At 62.8% G+C, this 20,283-nt stretch carries 24 protein-coding genes; 11 read left to right on the forward strand and 13 right to left on the reverse strand.

All coding sequences use genetic code 11. The features are described from left to right. The first annotated feature begins 155 nt into the window (after positions 1-155). Together tsaA and AC1DXN_RS18360 are read left to right on the forward strand one after the other, a co-directional pair. A complete protein-coding gene (gene tsaA, locus AC1DXN_RS18355) occupies positions 156-662 on the forward strand; it encodes a tRNA (N6-threonylcarbamoyladenosine(37)-N6)-methyltransferase TrmO (protein ID WP_477275006.1) in 507 nt (168 codons plus the stop codon). Beyond that, positions 659-973, forward strand: coding sequence for a DUF2293 domain-containing protein (locus AC1DXN_RS18360; protein WP_477275008.1), 315 nt, complete (start codon positions 659-661; stop codon positions 971-973). The genes tsaA and AC1DXN_RS18360 overlap by 4 nt, the downstream gene beginning before the upstream one ends. A 12-nt stretch (positions 974-985) precedes the next feature. On the opposite strand, the gene AC1DXN_RS18365 is transcribed toward AC1DXN_RS18360, so the two are convergent. Both AC1DXN_RS18365 and AC1DXN_RS18370 read right to left on the reverse strand, forming a co-directional pair. Further along, positions 986-1,492 carry a hypothetical protein gene (locus AC1DXN_RS18365; protein ID WP_477275010.1) on the reverse strand — a complete coding sequence of 169 codons (507 nt, stop codon included), beginning with the start codon at positions 1,490-1,492 and terminating at the stop codon, positions 986-988. Between the two features lie 43 nt (positions 1,493-1,535). Next, positions 1,536-1,688, reverse strand: coding sequence for a hypothetical protein (locus AC1DXN_RS18370; protein WP_477275012.1), 153 nt, complete (start codon positions 1,686-1,688; stop codon positions 1,536-1,538). On the opposite strand from AC1DXN_RS18370, the gene AC1DXN_RS18375 reads away from it, so the two are divergent. Together AC1DXN_RS18375 and AC1DXN_RS18380 are read left to right on the forward strand one after the other, a co-directional pair. Continuing rightward, complete coding sequence (locus tag AC1DXN_RS18375; RefSeq protein ID WP_477275014.1) at positions 1,675-2,637, forward strand: aminotransferase class IV; 963 nt, start codon at positions 1,675-1,677, stop codon at positions 2,635-2,637. The genes AC1DXN_RS18370 and AC1DXN_RS18375 overlap by 14 nt on opposite strands. A 148-nt stretch (positions 2,638-2,785) precedes the next feature. Continuing rightward, the gene (locus AC1DXN_RS18380; RefSeq protein WP_477275016.1) at positions 2,786-3,628 is read left to right on the forward strand and encodes an SDR family oxidoreductase; all 843 of its coding nucleotides are present in this window, start codon (positions 2,786-2,788) and stop codon (positions 3,626-3,628) included. Positions 3,629-3,670: 42 nt separating this feature from the next. Here AC1DXN_RS18380 and AC1DXN_RS18385 read toward each other — a convergent pair whose 3' ends face one another. Further along, complete coding sequence (locus AC1DXN_RS18385; RefSeq protein ID WP_477275017.1) at positions 3,671-4,288, reverse strand: MOSC domain-containing protein; 618 nt, start codon at positions 4,286-4,288, stop codon at positions 3,671-3,673. A gap of 4 nt (positions 4,289-4,292) precedes the next feature. After that, a complete protein-coding gene (locus AC1DXN_RS18390; protein ID WP_477275018.1) occupies positions 4,293-4,934 on the reverse strand; it encodes a TetR/AcrR family transcriptional regulator in 642 nt (213 codons plus the stop codon). Between the two features lie 113 nt (positions 4,935-5,047). On the opposite strand from AC1DXN_RS18390, the gene AC1DXN_RS18395 reads away from it, so the two are divergent. The 3 genes from AC1DXN_RS18395 to AC1DXN_RS18405 all read left to right on the forward strand — a co-directional run bounded on the left by AC1DXN_RS18395 (position 5,048) and on the right by AC1DXN_RS18405 (position 6,537). Beyond that, entirely contained in the window at positions 5,048-5,470 is a 423-nt protein-coding gene (locus AC1DXN_RS18395) for a hypothetical protein (RefSeq protein WP_477275019.1), read from the forward strand. Further along, on the forward strand, positions 5,470-5,862 hold the full coding sequence (locus AC1DXN_RS18400; protein ID WP_477275021.1) for a VOC family protein: 393 nt from the start codon (positions 5,470-5,472) through the stop codon (positions 5,860-5,862). The genes AC1DXN_RS18395 and AC1DXN_RS18400 overlap by 1 nt, the downstream gene beginning before the upstream one ends. Before the next feature lie 108 nt (positions 5,863-5,970). Then, positions 5,971-6,537 (forward strand): methyltransferase family protein, encoded by a 567-nt coding sequence (locus tag AC1DXN_RS18405; RefSeq protein ID WP_477275022.1) that lies wholly within the window; start codon positions 5,971-5,973, stop codon positions 6,535-6,537. A gap of 20 nt (positions 6,538-6,557) precedes the next feature. Here AC1DXN_RS18405 and AC1DXN_RS18410 read toward each other — a convergent pair whose 3' ends face one another. The 4 genes from AC1DXN_RS18410 to ettA all read right to left on the reverse strand — a co-directional run bounded on the left by AC1DXN_RS18410 (position 6,558) and on the right by ettA (position 11,025). Further along, on the reverse strand, positions 6,558-6,974 hold the full coding sequence (locus tag AC1DXN_RS18410; RefSeq protein WP_477275024.1) for a GFA family protein: 417 nt from the start codon (positions 6,972-6,974) through the stop codon (positions 6,558-6,560). A gap of 198 nt (positions 6,975-7,172) precedes the next feature. Beyond that, positions 7,173-8,294: a beta-ketoacyl-ACP synthase III gene (locus tag AC1DXN_RS18415; RefSeq protein ID WP_477275026.1), complete on the reverse strand. Its 1,122-nt coding sequence runs from the start codon at positions 8,292-8,294 to the stop codon at positions 7,173-7,175. Between the two features lie 266 nt (positions 8,295-8,560). Further along, positions 8,561-9,331, reverse strand: coding sequence for a trans-aconitate 2-methyltransferase (gene tam / locus AC1DXN_RS18420; RefSeq protein ID WP_477275028.1), 771 nt, complete (start codon positions 9,329-9,331; stop codon positions 8,561-8,563). Between the two features lie 44 nt (positions 9,332-9,375). Continuing rightward, positions 9,376-11,025, reverse strand: coding sequence for an energy-dependent translational throttle protein EttA (ettA, locus tag AC1DXN_RS18425; protein ID WP_477275029.1), 1,650 nt, complete (start codon positions 11,023-11,025; stop codon positions 9,376-9,378). Between the two features lie 241 nt (positions 11,026-11,266). Between ettA and AC1DXN_RS18430 the strand changes: the two genes are divergently transcribed. Further along, complete coding sequence (locus AC1DXN_RS18430) at positions 11,267-12,553, forward strand: GGDEF domain-containing protein (protein ID WP_477275030.1); 1,287 nt, start codon at positions 11,267-11,269, stop codon at positions 12,551-12,553. 38 nt (positions 12,554-12,591) lie between these two features. Here AC1DXN_RS18430 and AC1DXN_RS18435 read toward each other — a convergent pair whose 3' ends face one another. From AC1DXN_RS18435 to AC1DXN_RS18450, 4 genes are all read right to left on the reverse strand, one after another. Then, entirely contained in the window at positions 12,592-13,206 is a 615-nt protein-coding gene (locus AC1DXN_RS18435; RefSeq protein ID WP_477244545.1) for a hypothetical protein, read from the reverse strand. A gap of 69 nt (positions 13,207-13,275) precedes the next feature. Next, positions 13,276-14,274: a ribonuclease T2 family protein gene (locus AC1DXN_RS18440; protein WP_477275032.1), complete on the reverse strand. Its 999-nt coding sequence runs from the start codon at positions 14,272-14,274 to the stop codon at positions 13,276-13,278. Positions 14,275-14,404: 130 nt separating this feature from the next. Beyond that, a complete protein-coding gene (locus tag AC1DXN_RS18445) occupies positions 14,405-14,848 on the reverse strand; it encodes a MarR family winged helix-turn-helix transcriptional regulator (RefSeq protein ID WP_477275034.1) in 444 nt (147 codons plus the stop codon). After that, positions 14,845-15,753: an alpha/beta fold hydrolase gene (locus AC1DXN_RS18450; RefSeq protein ID WP_477275036.1), complete on the reverse strand. Its 909-nt coding sequence runs from the start codon at positions 15,751-15,753 to the stop codon at positions 14,845-14,847. Before AC1DXN_RS18450 ends, AC1DXN_RS18445 begins: the two co-directional genes overlap by 4 nt. A gap of 143 nt (positions 15,754-15,896) precedes the next feature. On the opposite strand from AC1DXN_RS18450, the gene AC1DXN_RS18455 reads away from it, so the two are divergent. The 3 genes from AC1DXN_RS18455 to AC1DXN_RS18465 all read left to right on the forward strand — a co-directional run bounded on the left by AC1DXN_RS18455 (position 15,897) and on the right by AC1DXN_RS18465 (position 19,731). Beyond that, positions 15,897-16,829, forward strand: coding sequence for an alpha/beta fold hydrolase (locus AC1DXN_RS18455; RefSeq protein ID WP_477275038.1), 933 nt, complete (start codon positions 15,897-15,899; stop codon positions 16,827-16,829). An 80-nt stretch (positions 16,830-16,909) separates the two neighbouring features. Continuing rightward, the gene (locus tag AC1DXN_RS18460) at positions 16,910-18,085 is read left to right on the forward strand and encodes a CaiB/BaiF CoA transferase family protein (protein WP_477275040.1); all 1,176 of its coding nucleotides are present in this window, start codon (positions 16,910-16,912) and stop codon (positions 18,083-18,085) included. Next, positions 18,082-19,731, forward strand: coding sequence for a thiamine pyrophosphate-binding protein (locus AC1DXN_RS18465; protein ID WP_477275042.1), 1,650 nt, complete (start codon positions 18,082-18,084; stop codon positions 19,729-19,731). The genes AC1DXN_RS18460 and AC1DXN_RS18465 overlap by 4 nt, the downstream gene beginning before the upstream one ends. 49 nt (positions 19,732-19,780) lie before the next feature. Here the strand turns inward: AC1DXN_RS18465 and AC1DXN_RS18470 are convergent, their stop codons facing one another. Beyond that, positions 19,781-20,221 carry a CHRD domain-containing protein gene (locus tag AC1DXN_RS18470; protein WP_477275044.1) on the reverse strand — a complete coding sequence of 147 codons (441 nt, stop codon included), beginning with the start codon at positions 20,219-20,221 and terminating at the stop codon, positions 19,781-19,783. Positions 20,222-20,283: the final 62 nt, after the last annotated feature.

Consider the following 20,283-nt stretch of genomic DNA (forward strand, 5'->3'; position numbering starts at 1 on the left):
GCGTATTCTCTTTGAAAAAGATATAAACATATGTTTATGTCGATTTTCACAACCTTGCAAGGCCTATGTCGCTGTTGGACAAGAAAATGCCGCTGGGGTGATCCCGACGCTTTTCGGTCACGATCGGTGGGGAACATGTGGTAGAGGCGAAAACCATGTTCGAGACCCGCGATGGCGAAAAGCTTCTGGAGACTGATCCGGCCGATATGGCGCCGGACGGTCATGTCATCTTCATCGGCCGCATCACCTCGCCATGGACCTCGCGCGAGACCTGCCCGAAGAACATGAACGCGGCGCGAGAGACGGGACAGGCCGCAGTCCTCACAATCGAGGCGCCCTATCGTCCCGGCCTGCTTGCCCTGGAACGCGCCAGCCACATCATCATCCTGTCGTGGCTGCACCACGCGCCGCGGACTCTGATTGTGCAAAACCCCCGCCATGCGGCTGAACCGAAAGGGGTTTTCTCGCCGCGCTCCCCTGCCCGGCCGAACCCTGTCGGGCTGCATATCGCCAGGCTGATCGCCGTCGACATCGACAGCGGCCGCATCGATATCGACGCCATCGATGTGCTCGACGGCACGCCGGTGATCGACATCAAGCCCTACTTCGCCTCGACCGACGCCTTCGCCGAAACGACCATTGCCGGACGCAACGACGGATGACCGCGCCAACCGGACGCCGCCGCGCCATCGCCAAAGCGCTGACCGCACTTCTCCCACTGGCGCCCTATGCCGACATGGAAAAGATCCGCACCGATGCCGGTTCGGTGCATATGAAGACCCTGCCGCCGACGATTGCCGTGTGGCTGGCAACCATCGCCCATATCCGCCATGTGCACACCGACTACGAAAAGCTGCTCGCCGAGGGTTATGACCGCGACTCCGCGCGCTTCTTCGTCATCGAACAGACCAACATCGTGCTCACCCGCTGGCGCGCCACGCGTCTGCTCGACCCCGATGACGAGGAAGAATAGCGCGACGCGCCGCTATTTCCGCGTCAGCACGGCGACCGCGTTATAGGGCTGGCCGTCCGCCTGGCCGACCCAGGTCCAGGACAGATTGCCCTTGAAAAACCTGACGGTGATCGCGCCGCCATCGATGCACTTGTCCTGGCCATAGGTAATGCTCTCACGATACTCGGCAGACGTGTCGTCCCTGGAAATCTGCGCCAGCGATCCGCCGCAGCCGAGCGACGGATAGTCGATCGACGCACCGCTGTCGTTGATCGTCATGGCAATCGACCAGTCGGCGCCGGCGGCGCCGGCAGGGCTCTGATGGCCACTGCCGACCCAGGTGCCGGTCAGCGACGGCACATTGACCGCGCAAGGCACGTTCTGGAAGATCGGCGTCAGCTCGCTGCCCGTTTTCTCGCAACGGTATGTCTGGCCGCTCTGGCACAGTTCCTCGCCCTCGCGTTTGCACTGTGCAAAGGCTTCGCCAGTGGCAAGGAAGACCCCCATTGCCAGGATGATGGCTCGAAATCCAGTTTGCATGCCCTTGTCCCCCAACCGGCTACATTCGCCCGAGAATTGTAAGTCAACCCTGATGCATCAGCCAGATCGCCATTGCCAGATCGCCATTGAAGGACAACCAGCGCAATGTGGGTGGCTCTATGCCTTTCGCCAGATGCGAATAGCGTGATCGGGGCGCATCGAGCGACGGCAAGGAGATCGTGATGAGCCAAAACATTGCAGTGCCTGTAGCAGGCCAGCTGCCGCCCCTTTCCGACCGCCACATCGATCCGCATGCCTATCCCGATGGCGTTGCTTTCCTAGACGGTCAGTACCTGCCGATGTCGCAAGCGAAAATCTCGGTGCTGGACTGGGGCTTCCTGCATTCCGACGCCACCTACGACACGGTGCATGCCTGGGACGGCCGTTTCTTCCGTCTCGACCTGCATCTCGAGCGCTTCTTCGGCGGCTTGGAAAAGCTGTGGATGACGATCCCGTTCGACCGCGATGGCGTAAGCGAAATCCTGCACAATTGCGTGGCGCTGTCCGGCCATCGCGCCGCCTATGTCGAGATGCTGTGCACGCGCGGCGCCTCGCCGACCTTCAGCCGCGACCCGCGCCAGGCGATCAACCGCTTCATGGCCTTTGCCGTCCCCTTCGGCTCGGTCGCCAATGCCGAGCAGTTGCAGCGCGGCCTGCATGTTGCCATCAGCGACAAGGTGCGCATTCCTCCAGCCTCGATCGATCCGGCGATCAAGAACTATCACTGGCTCGATCTGGTGCGCGGTCTCTACGACGCCTACGACCACGGCGCCGAGACGGCGCTGCTCCTCGATTTCAACGGCAATGTCGCCGAAGGCCCAGGCTTCAACGTCTTTTGCGTCAAGGACGGCAGACTGTCTACGCCAGCCGTCGGTGTGCTGCCCGGCATCACCAGGCGCACTGTCTTCGACCTCTGCGCCGAGGCCGGACTTGCCGCCACCGCGGCCGACGTCAGCGTCGCCGCGCTGCGTGCCGCCGATGAGGTCTTCATCACCTCGACCGCCGGCGGCATCATGCCGGTCACGGTCATCGACGACGCCCGGGTGGCTGACGGCAAGGTCGGCGTCATCACCAGCCGACTTATGGCGCTCTATTGGCAGAAGCACGACCACCCCGCCTGGTCGAGCGAGGTACACTACCCCTGACCAATCTCCTGTCAGACGCCTTGCGTGGTCCACATCAACAAAATGTGCGTCGACCTTGGATGCTCTGAACTCGCTTTCTATATGACGGAAGCGGAGAAGCCTCCGCTTTCATCCCAAATTGCGCCCGCAGGGGCAAGGATTCCACATCATGACATCAAAGGTTTGGTTCATCACCGGATCGTCCAAAGGCTTTGGCCGCGTCTGGGCCGAGGCCGCATTGGCGCGCGGCGACCGTGTTGCCGCGACCGCGCGTGACGTCGGCACGCTTTCCGATCTCGTCGAAAAATATGGCGACAGGATCGCCGCGATAAAGCTCGACGTCACCGACAAGGCGGCTGTCGATGCCGCGATTGCCGAGGCGCACAAGCGCTTTGGCCGGCTCGACGTCGTCATCAACAATGCCGGCTATGGCCATTTCGGCGCCATTGAGGAAGTCAGCGAGCAGGAAGCCCGCGACCAGATCGAAACCAACGTGTTCGGCGCCCTGTGGGTCACCCAGGCTGCGCTGCCGATCATGCGGGCGCAGCGTTCCGGCCACATCATCCAGATCTCGTCGATCGGCGGCGTCAACGCCTTTGCCTCGCTTGGCCTCTACCATGCCTCGAAATGGGCGCTGGAAGCCTTCAGCCAGTCGCTGAACATCGAAGTCGCGGAATTCGGCATCCACGTCACGCTGGTCGAGCCCGGCGGCTTCTCCACCGACTGGTCCGGCGCCTCGGCGAAGGTGTCCAAGCCGATCGAGGCCTATGCGCCCGCCCGCGCCAAGATGGCAGAGCGCCGCGCCAATTCGGTCGCCGGCGATCCCGAGGCAACCGGTCCGGCGATGCTGGCCATCGTCGATGCCGCCGAGCCGCCGCTGAGAGTGTTCTTCGGCGATGGCGGCCTGCCGATGATCAAGCAGGAATATGCCAATCGCATCGCCACCTGGGAAAAGTGGGATCATGTCTCCGACATCGCGCAAGGCGCGAAGAAGAACCGCAAGGCCGCCTGAGGCACTATCGCTACGCCGCCCAGGCGGCGTAGCCCTGCCCTGCTAGCTCTGATAGATCCACTGCTCCGGCACGCGCACCGAAATCTCCTCACCGGCCTTGATCGTGCCAGGCTTCTCGACCCAGGCGACGAGACCGCGGAGCCGCTTGGCGGATTTGGGAAAAAGCAGCGCACCAGCTTCGACGTCTGCCATCCCGGCATTTTCGGCGATCGATCGGCCGGCGATGCGGCACGGTCCATTCTGCGCATCGACCTTGATGGTGACGCCGCCCTTAAAGAACAGCAGCGTGCCTGAAGGCAGCATGGAGAGGTTCGGCACACCTTCGATCACGAGATTGGCGCCGATCCATTCCGGCTTGATCTCGGCCAGACCCATGCGGTCGGCGACGATCGCCAACTCGTCGGCCGCCGCGATCGACAGCTGCCGCTCATTGCGCATTTCGGTGCCGCGTGGATACCAGGGCTCGCGCCCGCCCGAGCGCCGCGTCGCGCCGGCGTGGAAATCGCCTGATATGCCGTCGAAGCCAAGCTGCAACTCCTCCACCGGGCGCGTCGCGAAGTGATCCGAAGGCGCGACGTAGAGGCCGGAGACTATTGCGGCGAGCTTTCGCCCCGGGATGATTTCGACCGGCTTTTCAGCTTCCGGGAAGAGATCCAGCATGGCTTCATTCCTTGGATGATGTGCCTTGGTTTTGCCCCTCCGTCGGCCACGCTGCAAGAGCGGTTTGGGCCAAACTGCGTAACTCTTCGGTCGAAGCGCCGTCTCGCGCCTGGATCGACATGCCATTCATGACCCCGGCCAGATATTTGGCGAATCCCTCGACCGAGAGGTTTTCCGGCAGATCGCCCTTTGCCCGCCCCATCGCCAGCCGCTCCGCAATCGCCGCTTCACTCGCCTTGCGGAATTTTCTCAGTTCATCGGCGATGTCCTGCGCCTGCGGCGAGGCGGCAAGCGCACCGCTGACGAACAGACAGCCGCCGGGCTTGCCCGGCCTGGAATAGGCCTCCGCCGCGCCGAGCAGCAATCGCCGGATCGCTTCCTGCGTCGACACCGGTACGCTCAGCGCCTCCAGCGCAAAACCTATCTCTGTCTCGTGGTATCGGGTCAGCGCCTTGCGGAACAATGTCTCCTTGTCGGTGAAGGCACTGTAGATCTGCGGCGGCGTCAGCCCCATCGCCTCGCGCAGCATGGCCAGCGACGTCGCCTCATAGCCGTGCTGCCAGAACAGGTGCATTGCCGCATCCAGCGCCCGGTCGGGGTCGAAGGCGCGTGGCCTGCCGCCGCGCGGTTTTTCAGATTTATTCATAGCGATCGATACGAAACATGTTGACGGCCTTCCACCCATAACGTATCGATTGATATGAAACATGGCAAGACAACTTGACCAACGCCATGCAAATGAATGGAGGAGAGACCCAAATGCCAATCACCGTGACCGCGCCGGAAGGCGTACTGACGCCGGCGGGAGAACGCGAAATCCTGCCGCGTCTCAGTGCTGCCCTCATCGAAGCCTCCGGCGCCACCGGCAATTCATTCTTCACATCGATCGTCGGCGGTACCGTCCACATTCTGCCGCCACATCACATATACGCCGGTGGCGCCAATCGGCCCGTTATCATGGTCGAGCTGAAGCTCCCGAACATTGGCCTCAGCTCAATCGAAGCGCGAAGCGCTTTCATCGCCGCTGCCGCAGGGATTGTCGCCGAACTCTGCGTGCCGGATCACGAGCCTGAAAACACCTGGATCAACATCGTCAACGCACCCGACGGCGGCTGGGGCATCGGCAACAGGCAATATTCAGGCGACGCGCTGATCGCCGCTGCGACCGCCGCAGCGATCTGATGCGGCTCTCCCCTTCGCTGTTCTTCACCACCGACTGCGAGCCGGCGCTGGCCTTCTACGAACAGTGCGGCCTCGGCCGGGCAACGATCCTGCTGCGCTGGGGCGACAACAATATGCCGGTGCGCACCGAACCCATGCGCGGAAAAGTCCTGCACGCGCGGTTCGAAGGCCCAGGCGTGCTGTTCCATGCCTCCGACAATGACGATGCCGAACCGATGAAAGGCTCCGCCATGATGCTGGAGTTCGACGACCTGGCCACAATGCGGGAGCTTTTCGGCCGCATGGCCGCAGGCGGCCGGATCACCGTGCCCCTGGCGCGACAATATTGGGGAACCAGCTTCGGCATGCTGGTCGACGCCTTTGGCGTGCAGTGGATGTTCTCCGGCGGCTGAGCGCGGATCACGATCTTCTTACCCCGAACTGGGATTGTTTCGGTGCCGCGCCGCATTGCCGCCGCGTCACGCCGATTACATGATGGCCTCAGACCAAGGGGGTTCGTCATGCGTCCAGGATCGGCAATCGCGGCACTTTGGCTGATCTGGGTCGTATCCTGGGCGACCGCCGCCTTCTGGGCCGACCCGGCGCAAAAGCGCGCCGGCTTGCAGGCCGAATTCCCCTACCGGGCCGTGCTGGTGCTCGGCACCATCCTGCTCTTCATTCCGGCACATAACTATGTCGGGCGACTTCGTCTGTGGTTTCCCAACCTTGCCGAGGCATGGATCTGCGTCGCGCTTATTGCAGTCGGGTTTGCCTTCTGCTGGTGGGCGCGTGTGCATCTCGGCCGGCTGTGGTCGGGCACGGTTACCGCCAAGGCCGGGCACCGTGTCGTCGATACCGGTCCCTACCGCCTCGTCCGCCACCCGATCTACACCGGGCTGCTTTTGGCCATCCTCGCCACCATGGCGGCAAAAGGCACGATCTGGGGCGTTGCCGGCGCCGTCCTTCTCACCATTGGTATCGTCATGAAGGCGAGGCTCGAGGAACGCTTCCTGCGCGGCGAACTGGGCAGCGCCTATGACGACTATGCCAGACGGGTCCCGATGCTGGTGCCGTTTGCGCCGGCCTGACGCTGCGTTGGGGCGCCAACTCAGTTTGACTTTCCTGCCACACTGCTTTGCTGGAAGTGTTCGACGGCCCCGTCGATTTGAAGCCAATCATGTTTCGACTGCTCGAAAACCGATCTGACTGGCGGCGGGTATTTGGGGTCTGCCAGCGCACCAACGGCAACGCCGATCAGCGACGGTAGCCTGTCGGCTCTCCAATAAACCGTCGAGCCGCAGTCTGGACAAAAGTAGCTCTGAACTTTCCCGCCACTGGCTGCATTCCGCGTGAACTCTTTCGCGGTTCCGGAAACGGCGACGGCGTCGACCGGATAGAAGGCGCCGACGCCAAATGGCGCGCCGGTTCTGCGTTGGCAATCGAGACAATGACAGGCGACAACCATTTTTGAAGATCCTGGAAGCGACAGTGTGAGAGCGCCACAATTGCATTGGGCATCAAGCATTGGGAAAACCTCCGTTTCATGAAGCGAGACCAAGTTGAGATTCGAACTGAGACACTCCCGAACACGCAGGGAGTGTGGAGTTTCAGGTCAGGCTGAGGGGGGAGTGGAAGACAGGCGCGGAGCAGCCAGACTGTGAGATCAGAGGACCCGGAACGGGTACTTCGCCGCCATCTGCAGGTCGGCTGAGTATCAAGATGCCTAAAGCATTCTCAGCAGCGCGCCACCTATAGAATACCCCGCGCCAAACGCGCAGATCAACCCGAAATCGCCAGGCTTCATGTCGGCGTGGTTCTCCGACAGCGCAATGATGGCGCCTGCGCCTGCAGTGTTGCCGAGCCGCTCCAGCACCATCGGCGCGCGGTCGTGGTCGACCTCGTGGCCGAAGGCCAGTTTCAGGATCATGGCGTTCATGCGGGCATTGGCCTGGTGCAGCCAGAAACGCCGGATCGCTTGCGGCGTCAGCCCGTGCTCGCCGAGGAATTCGACGATGAATTTGTGCCCGGCAACGGTGACTTCCTTGAACACCTTGTTGCCGACCTGCTTGATCAGATTGCCTTCCAGCTTGATCATGTAGGGATCGTCCTGGGCAGTGCGGGTGTGGTAGCCGAGATTGGTGCGGATGTTGTTGGACATCTGCGTCCAGGTGCGCGTGTCCAGAACCTCGAAGCGGCCCGGTCGCCTCTCACCCTTGGCGAGCCCTTCGACCACCATCGACACCGAAGCGTCGCCGAAGATGAAATGCGTCTGCCGGTCGCGGAAATTGAGATGGCCGGTGATGATCTCGGGCGTCGTAATAAGCACCCGTTTGTGCGCCCCTGCCCGCACCAGATTGACCGCGATGTGCAGGGCTGCGGCGGCCGATGAGCAGCCGAGCCCCATGTCGAAGCCGGCGCCCTTGGTGCCCAGCGCCTCCTGCATCTCGATGGCGATCGCCGGATAGGGCCGCTGGTGATGCGAAGCCGAGCAGATCACCAGGTCGATATCCCCGGGCTCCAGCCCGGCATGGTCGAGCGCTTTCCGGGCTGAGGCGATGCCGAACTCAGCCTCCAGCGATAGCGCATCGTCGGGCCGCGCCGGAATGCGCGGCGTCATCCGGGTCGGGTCGAGAATGCCTTCCCGCTCGATCACGTGCCGGGTCTGGACGCCCGAGGCATGGACGATGAAAGCGCTGTCCGATTTCGATAGCGGCGGCTCGTCGGTGCCCTCGCGACGCGCATTCTCCCTGTCGACCCAGGCATTGAAGCTGGTGACCAGTTCTTCGTTGGTGATCTTGGGTTCGGGGATTTCGACGCCGATGCCGCTGATGATGACGCGATGCATTTCCAGTTCGTCCCATGCGCAGGCGTTGCGGCTTCATGTGGGCGTCGAGAATGCTCGGCGCAACAACTTTTCTCATACCGGCGGTTTACGCCAATTCAAACCAAATGTCGGCTGAACCTCACCAGGCGCAGAGCCTGGTGTTGGTCTGCGGATTGTTCCAGCACGCCACCTCCTGCCGCGGGCAATTGATCGCGATCTCACAACGAGGAAATGCGCATGGTGGCGAAATCGGGTCAAGCGTCCCGGCCCGGCGTGGCTAATCGTTTCTATGCGGCCTGCTTGGCGACAATGAAGAGCCGGGGAAAGCGCAACAGCACCTTGCCGTTCGCCGTTTTCGGATAGGCCTTGGCGATCTTCGCCGTGTAGTGATCGAGGAACATCTTGCGCTCGTCCGTTTCAAGCGGATCGAGAAACGGCTTCAGCCCCGTCGCCTTCACCCATTCGACGACGGCCTCGGCATCGGCCAGCGGATGGTTGTAGGCGGTGTGCCAGATATCGAGCCGTTCGGAGAATGGCGACAACAAATCATAGTAGAACGACACCGGCGGCAGCGGCCCGCGTGCCGCTCCGGCCATCTTTCCGGCGAACGGCATTTCGGCTGCCGTCTCGCGCATCAACTGGTGCGAGGGCTCACCGAGATTGTCCGGCATCTGGATGGCCAGCGCGCCGCCCGGCGCCAAAAAACCCATCAGCCGCTGGAAGACCACGGGATGCTCCGGCAGCCACTGGAATACCGCATTGGCGAAGATCACGTTGACAGGCTCGGCAGGCTGCCACTTGGACGCATCCGCCAGGTCGAAGGTGACGCTCGGCAGGCGCGCCCTCGCCTTTTCGATCATGTCGGGAGAGGTGTCGAAGCCGCTCACCTGCGCATCCGGCCAGCGCTCGACCAGAAGTTCGGTCGAATTGCCCGGCCCGCAGCCGATATCGACGACCCGGCGCGGAAAATCCACCGGCACCTGCGCCACCAGGTCGCGCGCCGGCCGCGTGCGCTCGTCCTCGAACTTCAGATATTGGGCGGCGGACCAATCAGCCATTTCAGCTCCTCAATCATCCGAGAACCCGCCCCCAAATCAATACCTTACCGCGTCAGCCTCTTATAGGTCATGCGGTGCGGATTGACGGCATCCGGTCCGAGCCGGCGGATCTTGTCCTGCTCGTAATCCTCGAAATTGCCCTCGAACCATTCGACATGGCTGTCGCCTTCGAAGGCGAGGATGTGCGTCGCCAGGCGATCGAGGAACATGCGATCGTGGGAGATGATGACGGCGCAGCCACCGAAATTTTCCAGTGCGTCTTCGAGTGCGGCCAGCGTTTCCGTATCGAGATCGTTGGTCGGTTCGTCGAGCAGCAGCACATTGCCGCCGGTCTTCAGCATTTTGGCAAGATGCACGCGATTGCGCTGGCCGCCGGAGAGATTGCCGACCTTCTGCTGCTGGTCGCCGCCACGGAAGTTGAACGACGCGCAATAGGCGCGGGTGTTGGCCTCGAACTTGCCGAGCTTGACCACTTCGGCGCCGCCGGAAATCTCTTCCCACACCGTCTTTGACGGATCGAGTGCGTCGCGGCTCTGGTCGACATAGCCGAGCTTGACGGTTTCGCCGATGCGGACCGAGCCGCCATCCGGCTTTTCCTGGCCGGTGATCATGCGAAACAGCGTCGTCTTGCCGGCGCCGTTCGGGCCGATGACGCCAACGATGCCGCCCGGCGGCAGCTTGAATTCCAGACCGTCGATCAAGAGCGTATCGCCAAAGCCCTTCGACAGGCCTTCCGCCTCGATCACCACATTGCCGAGCCGCTCGCCATGCGGAATGACGATCTGCGTATCGCTCGGACGCCGCCTGTCGGCGGCATCAAGCAGATCCTGGAACGCCTGGATACGCGCCTTGGACTTGGTCTGCCGGGCCTTGGGGCTCGACTGGATCCACTCGCGCTCGCGGCCGATGGCGCGCTGGCGGGCATCGTCCTCGCGGCCTTCCTGCTTTAGGCGCTTGGCCTTGGCTTCGAGGTATTTGGTGTAGTTGCCCTCATAGGGAATGCCGCGGCCGCGATCGAGTTCGAGGATCCAGCCGGTGACATTGTCGAGGAAGTAGCGATCGTGGGTGATGATCATCACGGCGCCCGGATAGGCGCGCAGATGCTTTTCCAGCCACGCCGTGGTTTCGGCGTCGAGATGGTTGGTCGGTTCGTCGAGCAACAGAAGGTCGGGTTGGCGCAGCAGAAGCTGGCAAAGCGCGACGCGGCGACGCTCGCCGCCTGACAGTTTGGTGACTTCCGAATCCTTGGGCGGGCAGCCGAGAGCTTCCATCGCCATCTCGACCTGCTGTTCGAGATCCCACAGGTTCAGCCGGTCCATCTCGTCCTGGAGCTTGGCCGACTCGTCGGCCGTCTCATCGGAATAGTTCATCATCAATTCGTTGTAGCGCTCGATGATGGCGGTCTTGGCGGCAACGCCTTCCATGATGTTTTCGAACACGGTCTTCTTCGGATCGAGCGCCGGCTCCTGCGCCAAATAGCCGACGGTGGCGCCTTCGGCCAGCCACGCTTCGCCGTTCCACTCCTTGTCGAGCCCGGCCATGATCTTGAGGATCGTCGACTTGCCCGAGCCGTTGGGGCCGAGGATGCCGATCTTGGCGTCGGGATAGAAGGAGAGATGGATGTTTTCGAGCACCTTCTTGGTGCCATAGGCCTTGTTGAGGCCGGCCATGTGATAGATGAACTGGCGTGCCACGCGCGCTTTTCCTTGATCAGAATGGATGGAAGTTGCGCGCTATGTAGGCGATGCCGTGCCGAACGGCAATCGCTTTTGGCGCTTTGACGCTTTCCCCAGGCTGAAGCGCCCATCTTGTCATCGAAGTTTTCGGATCGCTGCCAACCCGGCGAAAGCAGCGGTTAAGGATTCGCCGTCAAAACGGTATCGGATGGGAATCGCCGGCACGTGGCGATTCCCGCAGAGATCGGGATCGACGGCATTGCTGAACAGTTTCCTGCTCCTTGCCGAAGCGGTTCTCTACTTCGGCGTCATGGTCTCGCTCTTCCGTTTCAGGCACCGCATCGGCCTTGGCGTCTTCGTCTGCGCGCTCGGCGTCATGCATTTCCTGGAGACCTACCTCGCCAGCGTCTTCTACGTCGCTTTGCCCTTCGGCATGGTGTCACCGGGCTCCGCCGTGCTGTTTTCCGGCAAGCTGGTGATGCTGCTGTTGCTTTATCTCAAGGAGGACGCGGCCACCGTCCGCCAGCCGATCTACGGCCTGTTGCTCGGCAACGCGCTGATGATCGGACTGGTGCTGATCCTGCGCCTGCATGCGATTTCGCCGCTTCCCGACGGCAAGCTTCCGGACATCGGCTTCATCGACGAGATGGGCTGGCTGATGGTCTGGGGCACGTCGCTGCTGTTCATCGACGCCATTCTGATCATCCTGCTTTATGAAAAGCTTGGGCGTAATCTTCGCCAGGCGCCTTTCACCCGCATCCTGATCTCCGTCGCTTGCGTGCTGACCTTCGACCAGGCGGGATTTTTCACCGCGCTGCATTTCGTCGCCGGCGCGCCGCTCCAGGTTTTCTTCGGCGGCTGGTTCGCCAAGATGGCCGCAGCGCTGACCTACAGCGCCATGCTTGTCGCCTATCTCCGCTGGTTCGAAACGCGGCAGATCGCGGCGCCACGCGGACTTTCCGACATCTTCGACACGCTGACCTATCGCGAGCGCTATGAGGCGCTGGTCAAGCATGTCGGCCGCGACGGACTCACCGGCCTGTTGCATCGCGGCAGCTTCGAAACCGACGGTGAAACCGCAGTCGCAGCCAGCTTGCGCATGGCCAAGCCGCTCAGCCTGCTGATTATCGATGTCGACCACTTTAAATCGATCAACGACCGCTTCGGCCATGCCGAGGGCGACAAGGTCCTGAAAACCATTGCCGCTGTGCTGACCGAAGCCGTGGGCGCCGAGGGTCAGGTGTTCCGGATCGGCGGCGAGGAATTCGCCATTCTCTGCGCCCGGCCGCATCCGGTCGCCAGATTGCTGGGCGAAAGCGTCAGGCACGCGGTCAAGGCATCCGCTAACACCAGAAAGTTCGACCTGACCGTCAGCGCCGGCGTCTCCACCGTCAGCGACAGCACGCAACGCCTTGCCGATCTTTTTGCCCTTGCCGACCAGCGCCTCTACAAGGCCAAGCTGACCGGACGCGACCGTGTCATCGGCGAACCCAATGCCGACAGGCTTGACGCATGGAACCGCTCAGAACAGGGCGCCGGCGGATAACGTCTTCACTGACCCGTTCGCCCTCGGGCAGCCGACGGTCAGCCCTGCTTCTTTCGTTGCAAGGCGCCGACCCCAACTGAAACCGCCATCAGCGCGATCGCCAGCCATTTCAGCGCGGTGATGATCGGGCCGGCGTTGATGTCGTAGGCGATGAACAGAAGAATGCCCGGCACCAGCAGGCCGCACATGACGAGCATGATGCGATTGATCTGCCAGGACACTTTTGCCGCAAGGGCCTCGTCACCAGGTGCGGCGACCAATGCTGCGCGTATGGCTTGCGAGGCGACCAGCGCGCTTGAGAGGCGCATGGAAATCGGCAGGCCGAGCCCGATGATCAGAAACGCGCAGGCCGCCAGCAGCAGCGAGAACTTGAGCGCGCTGGTCTCGGCCGGCACCGGGAAAAGCAGCGTTGCCAGCGGCAGGAAGACGCAGAAAATGCCAAGCGCGGCAATGGCGATGAAGATCGCGGCATTGACCCAAGTGAACAGCTGGTAGGTGCCGGCGCCGATCGGCGCGGCAAGCGTTCGCATGCGCGCCCACTCCGGATCGGTGTACGAAAAACCCGGCCATTCCATGCGACCGTCCCGGATTGCTGTCATGCCCCTGGCCCAGAACGCCAACCGCGCCAGCTCACTATTCGTGACGTCATTCATTGCCACCACCACCCAATAATGCGCACGACGCACGATAGCATCGGGCGCAGCCAAACCGACAGCCGGTGCCTACTGGAACCCGACCGGGTCGACGCCGCCCTTGGGGCAACCGGCCTTGGTCGTCGGCGCGGAGGCGAGCATCAGGTCGCCCAATGAACTGTTCGGACCGATCGGACCGGTCAGGCCGAGCGTCAGCTCGCCGATCAGCCGTCTGCCGCTTGAAGGATCGACAAGGCAGGAGACACGGACCCGCTCACCCGCCCCGGCACCGAATGCGCTGTCGAAAGCGCTGCGGATCGCATCCGAGGTCAGCTGCTTGCCGACGTTTTTGGTGAACAGGTCGCGCACTGGCGAAGCGTTGATCGCGCGCATCAGGTTCAAGGCGTCGGCAAAATACTCCTGCTGGCTCTTGCCGTAGCAGGTGCCGTGCTTGATCCACTCATGCCGCTCGAGCTTGGAAGCCGTGCCCGGCATCACCTGGTCAAGCTCGGCTCGCGTAGTCGCATCGAGCTCGACCGCCGGCAGTTCCTTCCAGTGAGCGGGATTGTCGTTGGCCTTGTCGCTTGCCGGCACCTGGCAATAGAAATTGCCATTCGGCTGCGGCCACAGCCCGTGCAAGGTGAAATGAGTGGCGTCGAAACCGGCGGCGCTCTGCGCCTGGCATTCGGGCTTGCTCGATTTGGTTTCGCAGAACGCCGGCTGCCAGCTCAGCGCGAAGACATATTCGGGTTTTCCCGAGGCTGCCGGCTTGCCCTGGTCGGCCGGCGCGGTGGCCGCGCTGCCGCCGGAGACATGGCCGCAGCTGATCTTCACCCAGCGGCGCTCCGGATCGGCGCCCGGCACGCGGATGAGATAGTGGGTCGGCGCATCCTTGTTGCCCGCCAGCAGATCATAGCTCTGCCCGGCCGCGGTCGAAACATTGCCAGGGTTCTTGCCGCTCTTGATGGCTTGCGTCGCCGGACAGGCGGCATCGGCCACGAAGGAGCCGCTCATCTTCACATCGGCTTGCGCCACGCCTGTGCCAGCCAGGGCAAGAAACACCGCACCCCATATCGCCGATATCCGCATTCCAGCACTCCTAACGATTCACCAGGCAACCTAGAACTTGCGACATGTCAGAATTACGATTTCTTTCGCCTGTCGCAAAAACAATCGCCATTGCGCCTGTCCGTCATACCTCACGAGTGGTTGATCAGGGTCAGCCCGCCTCCACCCGCTTCGTCAGTGTACGCAGCAGATCAAGCGAGGCTTTCAGCACCTCGGCGTCCAAGCCCCCGGAAATCAGGTTCGCCCAAACGTGCTGGCGGCTGCCGATATCCTTGATCGCGGCCCAGCCGGCATCGGTCATCGACAGCAGCTTGGCGCGGCGATGCGCCGGATTGTCGGCGTAAGCGGCAAGCCCCTCAGCGGCCAGTATGTCGGCCAGCCGCTGCACGCTCTGGCGGGCGAGACCCATGTCGCGGGCGATGTCGGCCACGGATTTCGGCTCCTTCAGCACCGCACCCAGAACCTGCCAGCGCGCCGCCGTCAGCCCGGTTGGAGCGGCCAGCCGGTCGGCCGCTTCCAGAAAACTGCCGTTCAGTCTGAAGACAGCAAGCACCAGTTCTGTGAGCGTATCCCCGGCTTCGGTCCTGGTCGTCATTCGTAGCCGGCCTCGATGGTCGCGATGAATGTGTTGACGGCTTCGGCCACCACTTCAGGCTTGTCAAGCATCACCCAATGGCCGCTGTCCGTGACCACTTGGTGCGGAATGTCGGTGCGAAGCCGGTAGAGCGCTGCCGGATTGTCATTGGCCTCGGTGGCCAGCACCAGCATCGGCCCGCGATAGGCGTTGAGCGTCGGTTCCGGATTCCATCCGGCCAGTGCCTTGCCCACTCCTGCCCTCGCTGCCAGATCGACCACGGCCGCATCAGCCAGAACACGCTGGCGGACAGCCGTGTTGGAGCCGGCAATCGAGGTGTAGTAGGCGTTCAAGGCATCGAGGCTGTGCGGACCGGCCAGATCGCGCACAAAGCCCTCGCGGATCTCCTTTAGCAGCGCACGCGGATCGGTCGCCGGATCGACGAACAAAATGCCGGCGACCCGGTCGGCATGGCTGGCGGCATAGGCCAGCGCCACCCCGCCACCACCGCTATGGGCGACAAGGACAAACCGCTTCAGGCCGAATGCATCTGCCACCGCCCCGACATCAGCCGCCCGGCCGTCATAGCCATAGTCACGGTCCTGCGCCGGTGCGGATGCGCCGTGGCCACGAAAGTCGAAGGCAACCGCCTCGCGGCCTACCGCTGTCCGCTGCATCACCCGATCCCACTGCGAAGCCCGGCTGCAATCGCCATGCAGGAACAGGATCGGCAAGCCATTGCCTGCATTGAGACTATAGGTGGCAAGCAGGCCCTGCGGGCCGGGAATGGTGGACGTCGTCATGGTCATCTCCTTGGTTTCCTGACTGAACGCGGCAATGGCTGGCAACAGGATTGCCGTGGTGGATGCGATGCCGACCAGCAAGATTGCGCGGCGCGAAATGGTCGAGGTGGTTTTCATGATCATGCTCCAATCCGGACGCAGTCAGTTTGACAGCATACTGTCATCTAATCAGATTGACAGCATGCTGTCAATCTCTCCCAAGTAGGAAGGTGACATCCCTTGACGTTGATCGCGCCGTCGCCCAACAGTCGCCGACGGAGCGAGACATGCCATTTGACAAGCAGACGACGCTGGCCTCACCAACCGGGGCCGCGCTCAACCTCTATGTGAAGCACGCGACAGGCGCCGCGCGCGCCGTCGTCCAAGTCAATCACGGGTTGGCCGAGCATGCCGCGCGCTATGCCCGCTTCGCCGATTTCCTTGGCGAGCGCGGCTACCATGTCTACGCGCATGATCATCGCGGCCACGGCGCCACCAGGGCGCCCGACGCCCCGCTAGGCAGGTTCGCCGACACGCAGGGTGGCGCCAAGGTCATCGCCGATGTCGTCGCCGTCCATGATCTCATCGCCAGGGAGCAGCCGGGCCTGCCGGTCATTGTCTTTGGCCATTCCATGGGCGCGTCTGTGGCGCTGAATTTCGTCCTGCGCCATTCCGCACGCATCCATGCCGCCGCCATCTGGAACGGCAATTTCTCCGCCGGTCTGCTCGGCCAGCTGGCGCTGGGCATTCTTGCCTGGGAGAAATTCAGGCTGGGTTCCGACGTGCCGTCGCGCGTGCTGCCCAGACTGACCTTTCAGGCCTGGGGCAAGGCCGTGCCCAATCACCGCACGATGTTCGACTGGCTGTCGCGCGACGAGGCAGAGGTGGCCAAATACATCGCCGATCCGCTGTGCGGCTGGGATGCATCGGTGTCGATGTGGCAGGACATCGTCCAGATGGCGCTCAATGGCGGCGGCAACCGAAATTTCGCGACCGTGCGGCGCGACCTGTTCGTCAATCTGGTAGGCGGTGAGAAGGACCCGGCCTCGGATGGCGGCAAGGCGGTCAGCCATCTCACCGGGCGCATGCACATGATGGGCTTTTCGAATCTCGTTTCAAAGGTTTACGCCGAGACCCGCCACGAAAGCCTCAACGAGGTGAATCGAGATATCATCATGGACGATTTCGCCCTATGGGCCGACGGCGTGCTGAAACCCTGACCGGTTGGCCCATTGCAAGGGCCGTGACAGCAGCGATAGGGATTGATAGAGGCTGCGCTTTCGACCAATCACGGTGATCCATGACTGAGTCTCCGCTGAAAGGCATCCGCGTCATTGAACTGGCCCGCATCCTTGCCGGGCCATGGGCGGGACAGTTGCTTGCCGATCTCGGCGCCGACGTCATCAAGGTCGAGAGCCCGGATGGCGGCGACGACACCCGCAAATGGGGTCCACCCTTCGTCATGAGCCATGACGGCGAGAACCTGTCGGCCGCCTACTATCATTCCTGCAATCGCGGCAAGCGCTCCATCGCTGTCGATTTCTCGACGCCGGAGGGAGCCGAGACCGTACGCCGGCTGGTGGCGACCGCAGACGTGCTGATCGAGAACTTCAAGCTCGGCGGCCTGAAGAAATACGGGCTCGACCATGACAGCCTGCGCAAGATCAACCCGCGCCTCGTCTATTGCTCGATCACCGGTTTCGGCCAGGACGGGCCGTACGCGCCCCGCGCCGGCTATGATTTCATCATCCAGGCCATGGCCGGCATGATGTCGATCACCGGCGAGGCCGGCCGCGAGCCGCAAAAGGCCGGCGTCGCCATTTCGGACATCTTCACTGGCCTTTATTCGGTCATCGCCATCCAGGCAGCGCTTCGCCATGCCGAGAAAACCGGCGAAGGCCAGCACATCGACATGGCGTTGTTCGACACCCAGATCTCGGCGCTCGGCAACCAGAACCTCAACTATCTCGTCTCCGGCAAATCGCCGGTGCAGATGGGCAATGCGCATATGAACATCGCGCCCTACGAGGTGGTGCCGGTCAGGGACGGCCACATCATCCTGGCGGTCGGCAATGACGGCCAGTTCACCAAATTCTGCGCCGCCGTCGGACTGGATGATCTGCCTGATAACCCCGATTTCGCCACCAATCCGGCCCGGGTCGCCAACCGGGCGAAACTGCGCGAGCGCATGATCGAGGCGCTGAAGATCTTTGATCGCGACCCGCTGCTGGCAAAGCTGGAGGCAGCGAGCGTGCCGGCCAGTCCGATCAACAATATCGGCCAGATGTTTGCCGATCCGCAGACCATCGCGCGCGGCATGCGGCTCGATCTCGACGACGGCCATGGCAATCTCTTGCCCTCGGTGCGCGCGCCGATGGTCATGTCTGGAACACCGCTGGTCTATGAGCGCCCTTCACCGCGCCTGGGCGAACACACCGAAGAGATTCTTGCTGAGCTGGAGAGATCAGAAAAATGAAGACCGGCGGACAACTGATCGTCGACGCGCTCGAAGCCAACGGCACCGACCGCATCTATTGCGTGCCTGGCGAATCCTATCTCGCCGTGCTCGACGCGCTGCACGATTCAGCGATCCGCACCATCGTCTGCCGCCAAGAAGGCGGTGCCGCGATGATGGCTGACTGCCATGGCCGCCTGACCGGCAAGCCCGGCATCTGCTTCGTCACCCGCGGCCCCGGCGCCACCAACGCCTCGGCCGGCATTCACATCGCCATGCAGGATTCGGTTCCCGTCATCCTGTTCATCGGCCAGGTCGCCAGCCACGCCAAGGAACGCGAGGCCTTTCAGGAAGTCGACTATAAGCGCTTCTTCGGCGATATCGCCAAATGGGTGGTCGAGATCGACGACGCCTCGCGTATTCCCGAATTCGTCACCCGCGCCTTCGCGGTGGCGACATCAGGCCGTCCCGGCCCGGTGGTCATCTCGCTGCCGGAAGACATGCTGACAAGCCTGGTCGAAGCACCCGCTGCCTTGCCGCATACGCCCGTCGAAACCCGGCCCGGCGAGGCCGAGCTCGACACGCTGGAAAAGCTGCTCGGCAAGGCCAAGCGGCCCTTCGTCATTCTTGGCGGCACACGCTGGGACGCCGAAGCCGTCGCGCAAATACGCACGATCGCCGAAGCCTGGTCGCTGCCGGTCGGCTGTTCCTTCCGCCGCCAGATGCTGTTCGATCATCTGCACCCGAACTATGCCGGTGATGTCGGCATCGGCATCAACCCGAAACTGGCGACGGCGATCAAGCAGGCCGACCTTGTCCTGCTCATCGGCGGCCGCATGGGCGAAATGCCCTCCTCCGACTATACGCTGCTGAAGAGCCCCTACCCCGATCAGACGCTGGTCCATATCCATGCCGATGCCGGCGAACTTGGCCGCGTCTACCGGCCGACGCTGGCGATCAACGCCTCGCCATCCGCCTTTGTCGAAGCCTTTGCCAGGCGCAAGCCTGCTGCGACCCCTTCATGGGCGGACGAGGCGGCAAAGCTGCACGCCGCCTATCTCGACTGGTCGACCCCGCCGGAAAGCGGTCCCGGCTCCGTCCAGATGGGGCCGATCATGAATTACCTGGAAAAGATGCTGCCCGACGACGCCATCCTCACCAATGGCGCCGGCAACTACGCCACCTGGGTGCATCGCTTCCACCGCTTCCGACGCTTCGCCACCCAAGGCGCGCCGACCTCAGGCTCGATGGGTTACGGCACACCGGCGGCGGTTGCCGCCAAAGAGCTGTTCCCGGACCGCGACGTCATCGCCTTTGCCGGCGACGGCTGTTTCCTGATGAACGGGCAGGAATTCGCCACCGCCGTGCAATACGACCTGCCGATCATCGTCATCGTCGTCAACAACGGCATTTACGGCACCATCCGCATGCACCAGGAGCGCGAATATCCCGGCCGCGTCGTCGCCACGGATCTCAAGAATCCCGACTTCGCGGCTTTGGCCCGCGCCTATGGCGGCCATGGCGAGACGGTCGAGAAGACCGCCGACTTCGCACCGGCCTTCGAGCGCGCGCGCGCCAGCGGCAAGCCGGCAATCGTCGAAATCCGGCTCGACCCGGAGGCGATCACGCCGACACGGACCATGACCCAGATTCGTGACAAGGCCTGACGAAACAAAAAGGGGCGGTCGCCCGCCCCTTTTGTCAACTCGTCTTGCGCTACTTCGCCGCCTCGATCTGCCCGCGGATCTCGCCGTCCTTGTTGGCGGCGGTGTGGACATTGACGTAATAGTTGCCGGCCGCCAGGTCGGCGGCCTGCGCGTCGGTCAGCTCGGCCGAACCCTTGATCGGGCTCTTGAGCTTGCCTTTGAACGGGATGACGGGAGGTGCGCTCGCACCCACCGCCGCCGGACCGTGAATATGCGCAGCCGTCGCCGGCCCGCTGAGGCCGGAATATTTGACGTTCCAGCTGAGCTTCTTCTTGGCGGTGTCGAAGGTGAATGTGGCGGTTCCCTTGCCCTTGGTGGTGACAGGCGGGCTCTGTTGGCTGCCATCGAGCGTCGCCTTGTACTTCACTATATCGGCCATGGCCGGCGATGCGAACAGCAGGGCTGTCGAAACAGCGAACGCCGAAAGCACCGGCAAGGATTGAATGTGCATGAAGGACCTCCGTTGGTTGACGCATCCACCGCGGCTCCCCGGCGCGCGGATACTTCACTGCA

Source organism: Mesorhizobium sp. P2_H9 (assembly GCF_056403215.1).

Bases quoted from the DNA above. Each gene is read 5' to 3' on its own strand.
- tsaA (WP_477275006.1), top strand. From the start codon at position 156: ATGTTCGAGACCCGCGATGGCGAAAAGCTTCTGGAGACTGATCCGGCC.
- AC1DXN_RS18360 (WP_477275008.1), top strand. From the start codon at position 659: ATGACCGCGCCAACCGGACGCCGCCGCGCCATCGCCAAAGCGCTGACC.
- AC1DXN_RS18365 (WP_477275010.1), bottom strand. From the start codon at position 1,492: ATGCAAACTGGATTTCGAGCCATCATCCTGGCAATGGGGGTCTTCCTT.
- AC1DXN_RS18375 (WP_477275014.1), top strand. From the start codon at position 1,675: ATGAGCCAAAACATTGCAGTGCCTGTAGCAGGCCAGCTGCCGCCCCTT.
- AC1DXN_RS18370 (WP_477275012.1), bottom strand. From the start codon at position 1,688: ATGTTTTGGCTCATCACGATCTCCTTGCCGTCGCTCGATGCGCCCCGA.
- AC1DXN_RS18380 (WP_477275016.1), top strand. From the start codon at position 2,786: ATGACATCAAAGGTTTGGTTCATCACCGGATCGTCCAAAGGCTTTGGC.
- AC1DXN_RS18385 (WP_477275017.1), bottom strand. From the start codon at position 4,288: ATGCTGGATCTCTTCCCGGAAGCTGAAAAGCCGGTCGAAATCATCCCG.
- AC1DXN_RS18390 (WP_477275018.1), bottom strand. From the start codon at position 4,934: ATGAATAAATCTGAAAAACCGCGCGGCGGCAGGCCACGCGCCTTCGAC.
- AC1DXN_RS18395 (WP_477275019.1), top strand. From the start codon at position 5,048: ATGCCAATCACCGTGACCGCGCCGGAAGGCGTACTGACGCCGGCGGGA.
- AC1DXN_RS18400 (WP_477275021.1), top strand. From the start codon at position 5,470: ATGCGGCTCTCCCCTTCGCTGTTCTTCACCACCGACTGCGAGCCGGCG.
- AC1DXN_RS18405 (WP_477275022.1), top strand. From the start codon at position 5,971: ATGCGTCCAGGATCGGCAATCGCGGCACTTTGGCTGATCTGGGTCGTA.
- AC1DXN_RS18410 (WP_477275024.1), bottom strand. From the start codon at position 6,974: ATGCTTGATGCCCAATGCAATTGTGGCGCTCTCACACTGTCGCTTCCA.
- AC1DXN_RS18415 (WP_477275026.1), bottom strand. From the start codon at position 8,294: ATGCATCGCGTCATCATCAGCGGCATCGGCGTCGAAATCCCCGAACCC.
- tam (WP_477275028.1), bottom strand. From the start codon at position 9,331: ATGGCTGATTGGTCCGCCGCCCAATATCTGAAGTTCGAGGACGAGCGC.
- AC1DXN_RS18435 (WP_477244545.1), bottom strand. From the start codon at position 13,206: ATGAATGACGTCACGAATAGTGAGCTGGCGCGGTTGGCGTTCTGGGCC.
- AC1DXN_RS18440 (WP_477275032.1), bottom strand. From the start codon at position 14,274: ATGCGGATATCGGCGATATGGGGTGCGGTGTTTCTTGCCCTGGCTGGC.
- AC1DXN_RS18445 (WP_477275034.1), bottom strand. From the start codon at position 14,848: ATGACGACCAGGACCGAAGCCGGGGATACGCTCACAGAACTGGTGCTT.
- AC1DXN_RS18450 (WP_477275036.1), bottom strand. From the start codon at position 15,753: ATGATCATGAAAACCACCTCGACCATTTCGCGCCGCGCAATCTTGCTG.
- AC1DXN_RS18455 (WP_477275038.1), top strand. From the start codon at position 15,897: ATGCCATTTGACAAGCAGACGACGCTGGCCTCACCAACCGGGGCCGCG.
- AC1DXN_RS18460 (WP_477275040.1), top strand. From the start codon at position 16,910: ATGACTGAGTCTCCGCTGAAAGGCATCCGCGTCATTGAACTGGCCCGC.
- AC1DXN_RS18465 (WP_477275042.1), top strand. From the start codon at position 18,082: ATGAAGACCGGCGGACAACTGATCGTCGACGCGCTCGAAGCCAACGGC.
- AC1DXN_RS18470 (WP_477275044.1), bottom strand. From the start codon at position 20,221: ATGCACATTCAATCCTTGCCGGTGCTTTCGGCGTTCGCTGTTTCGACA.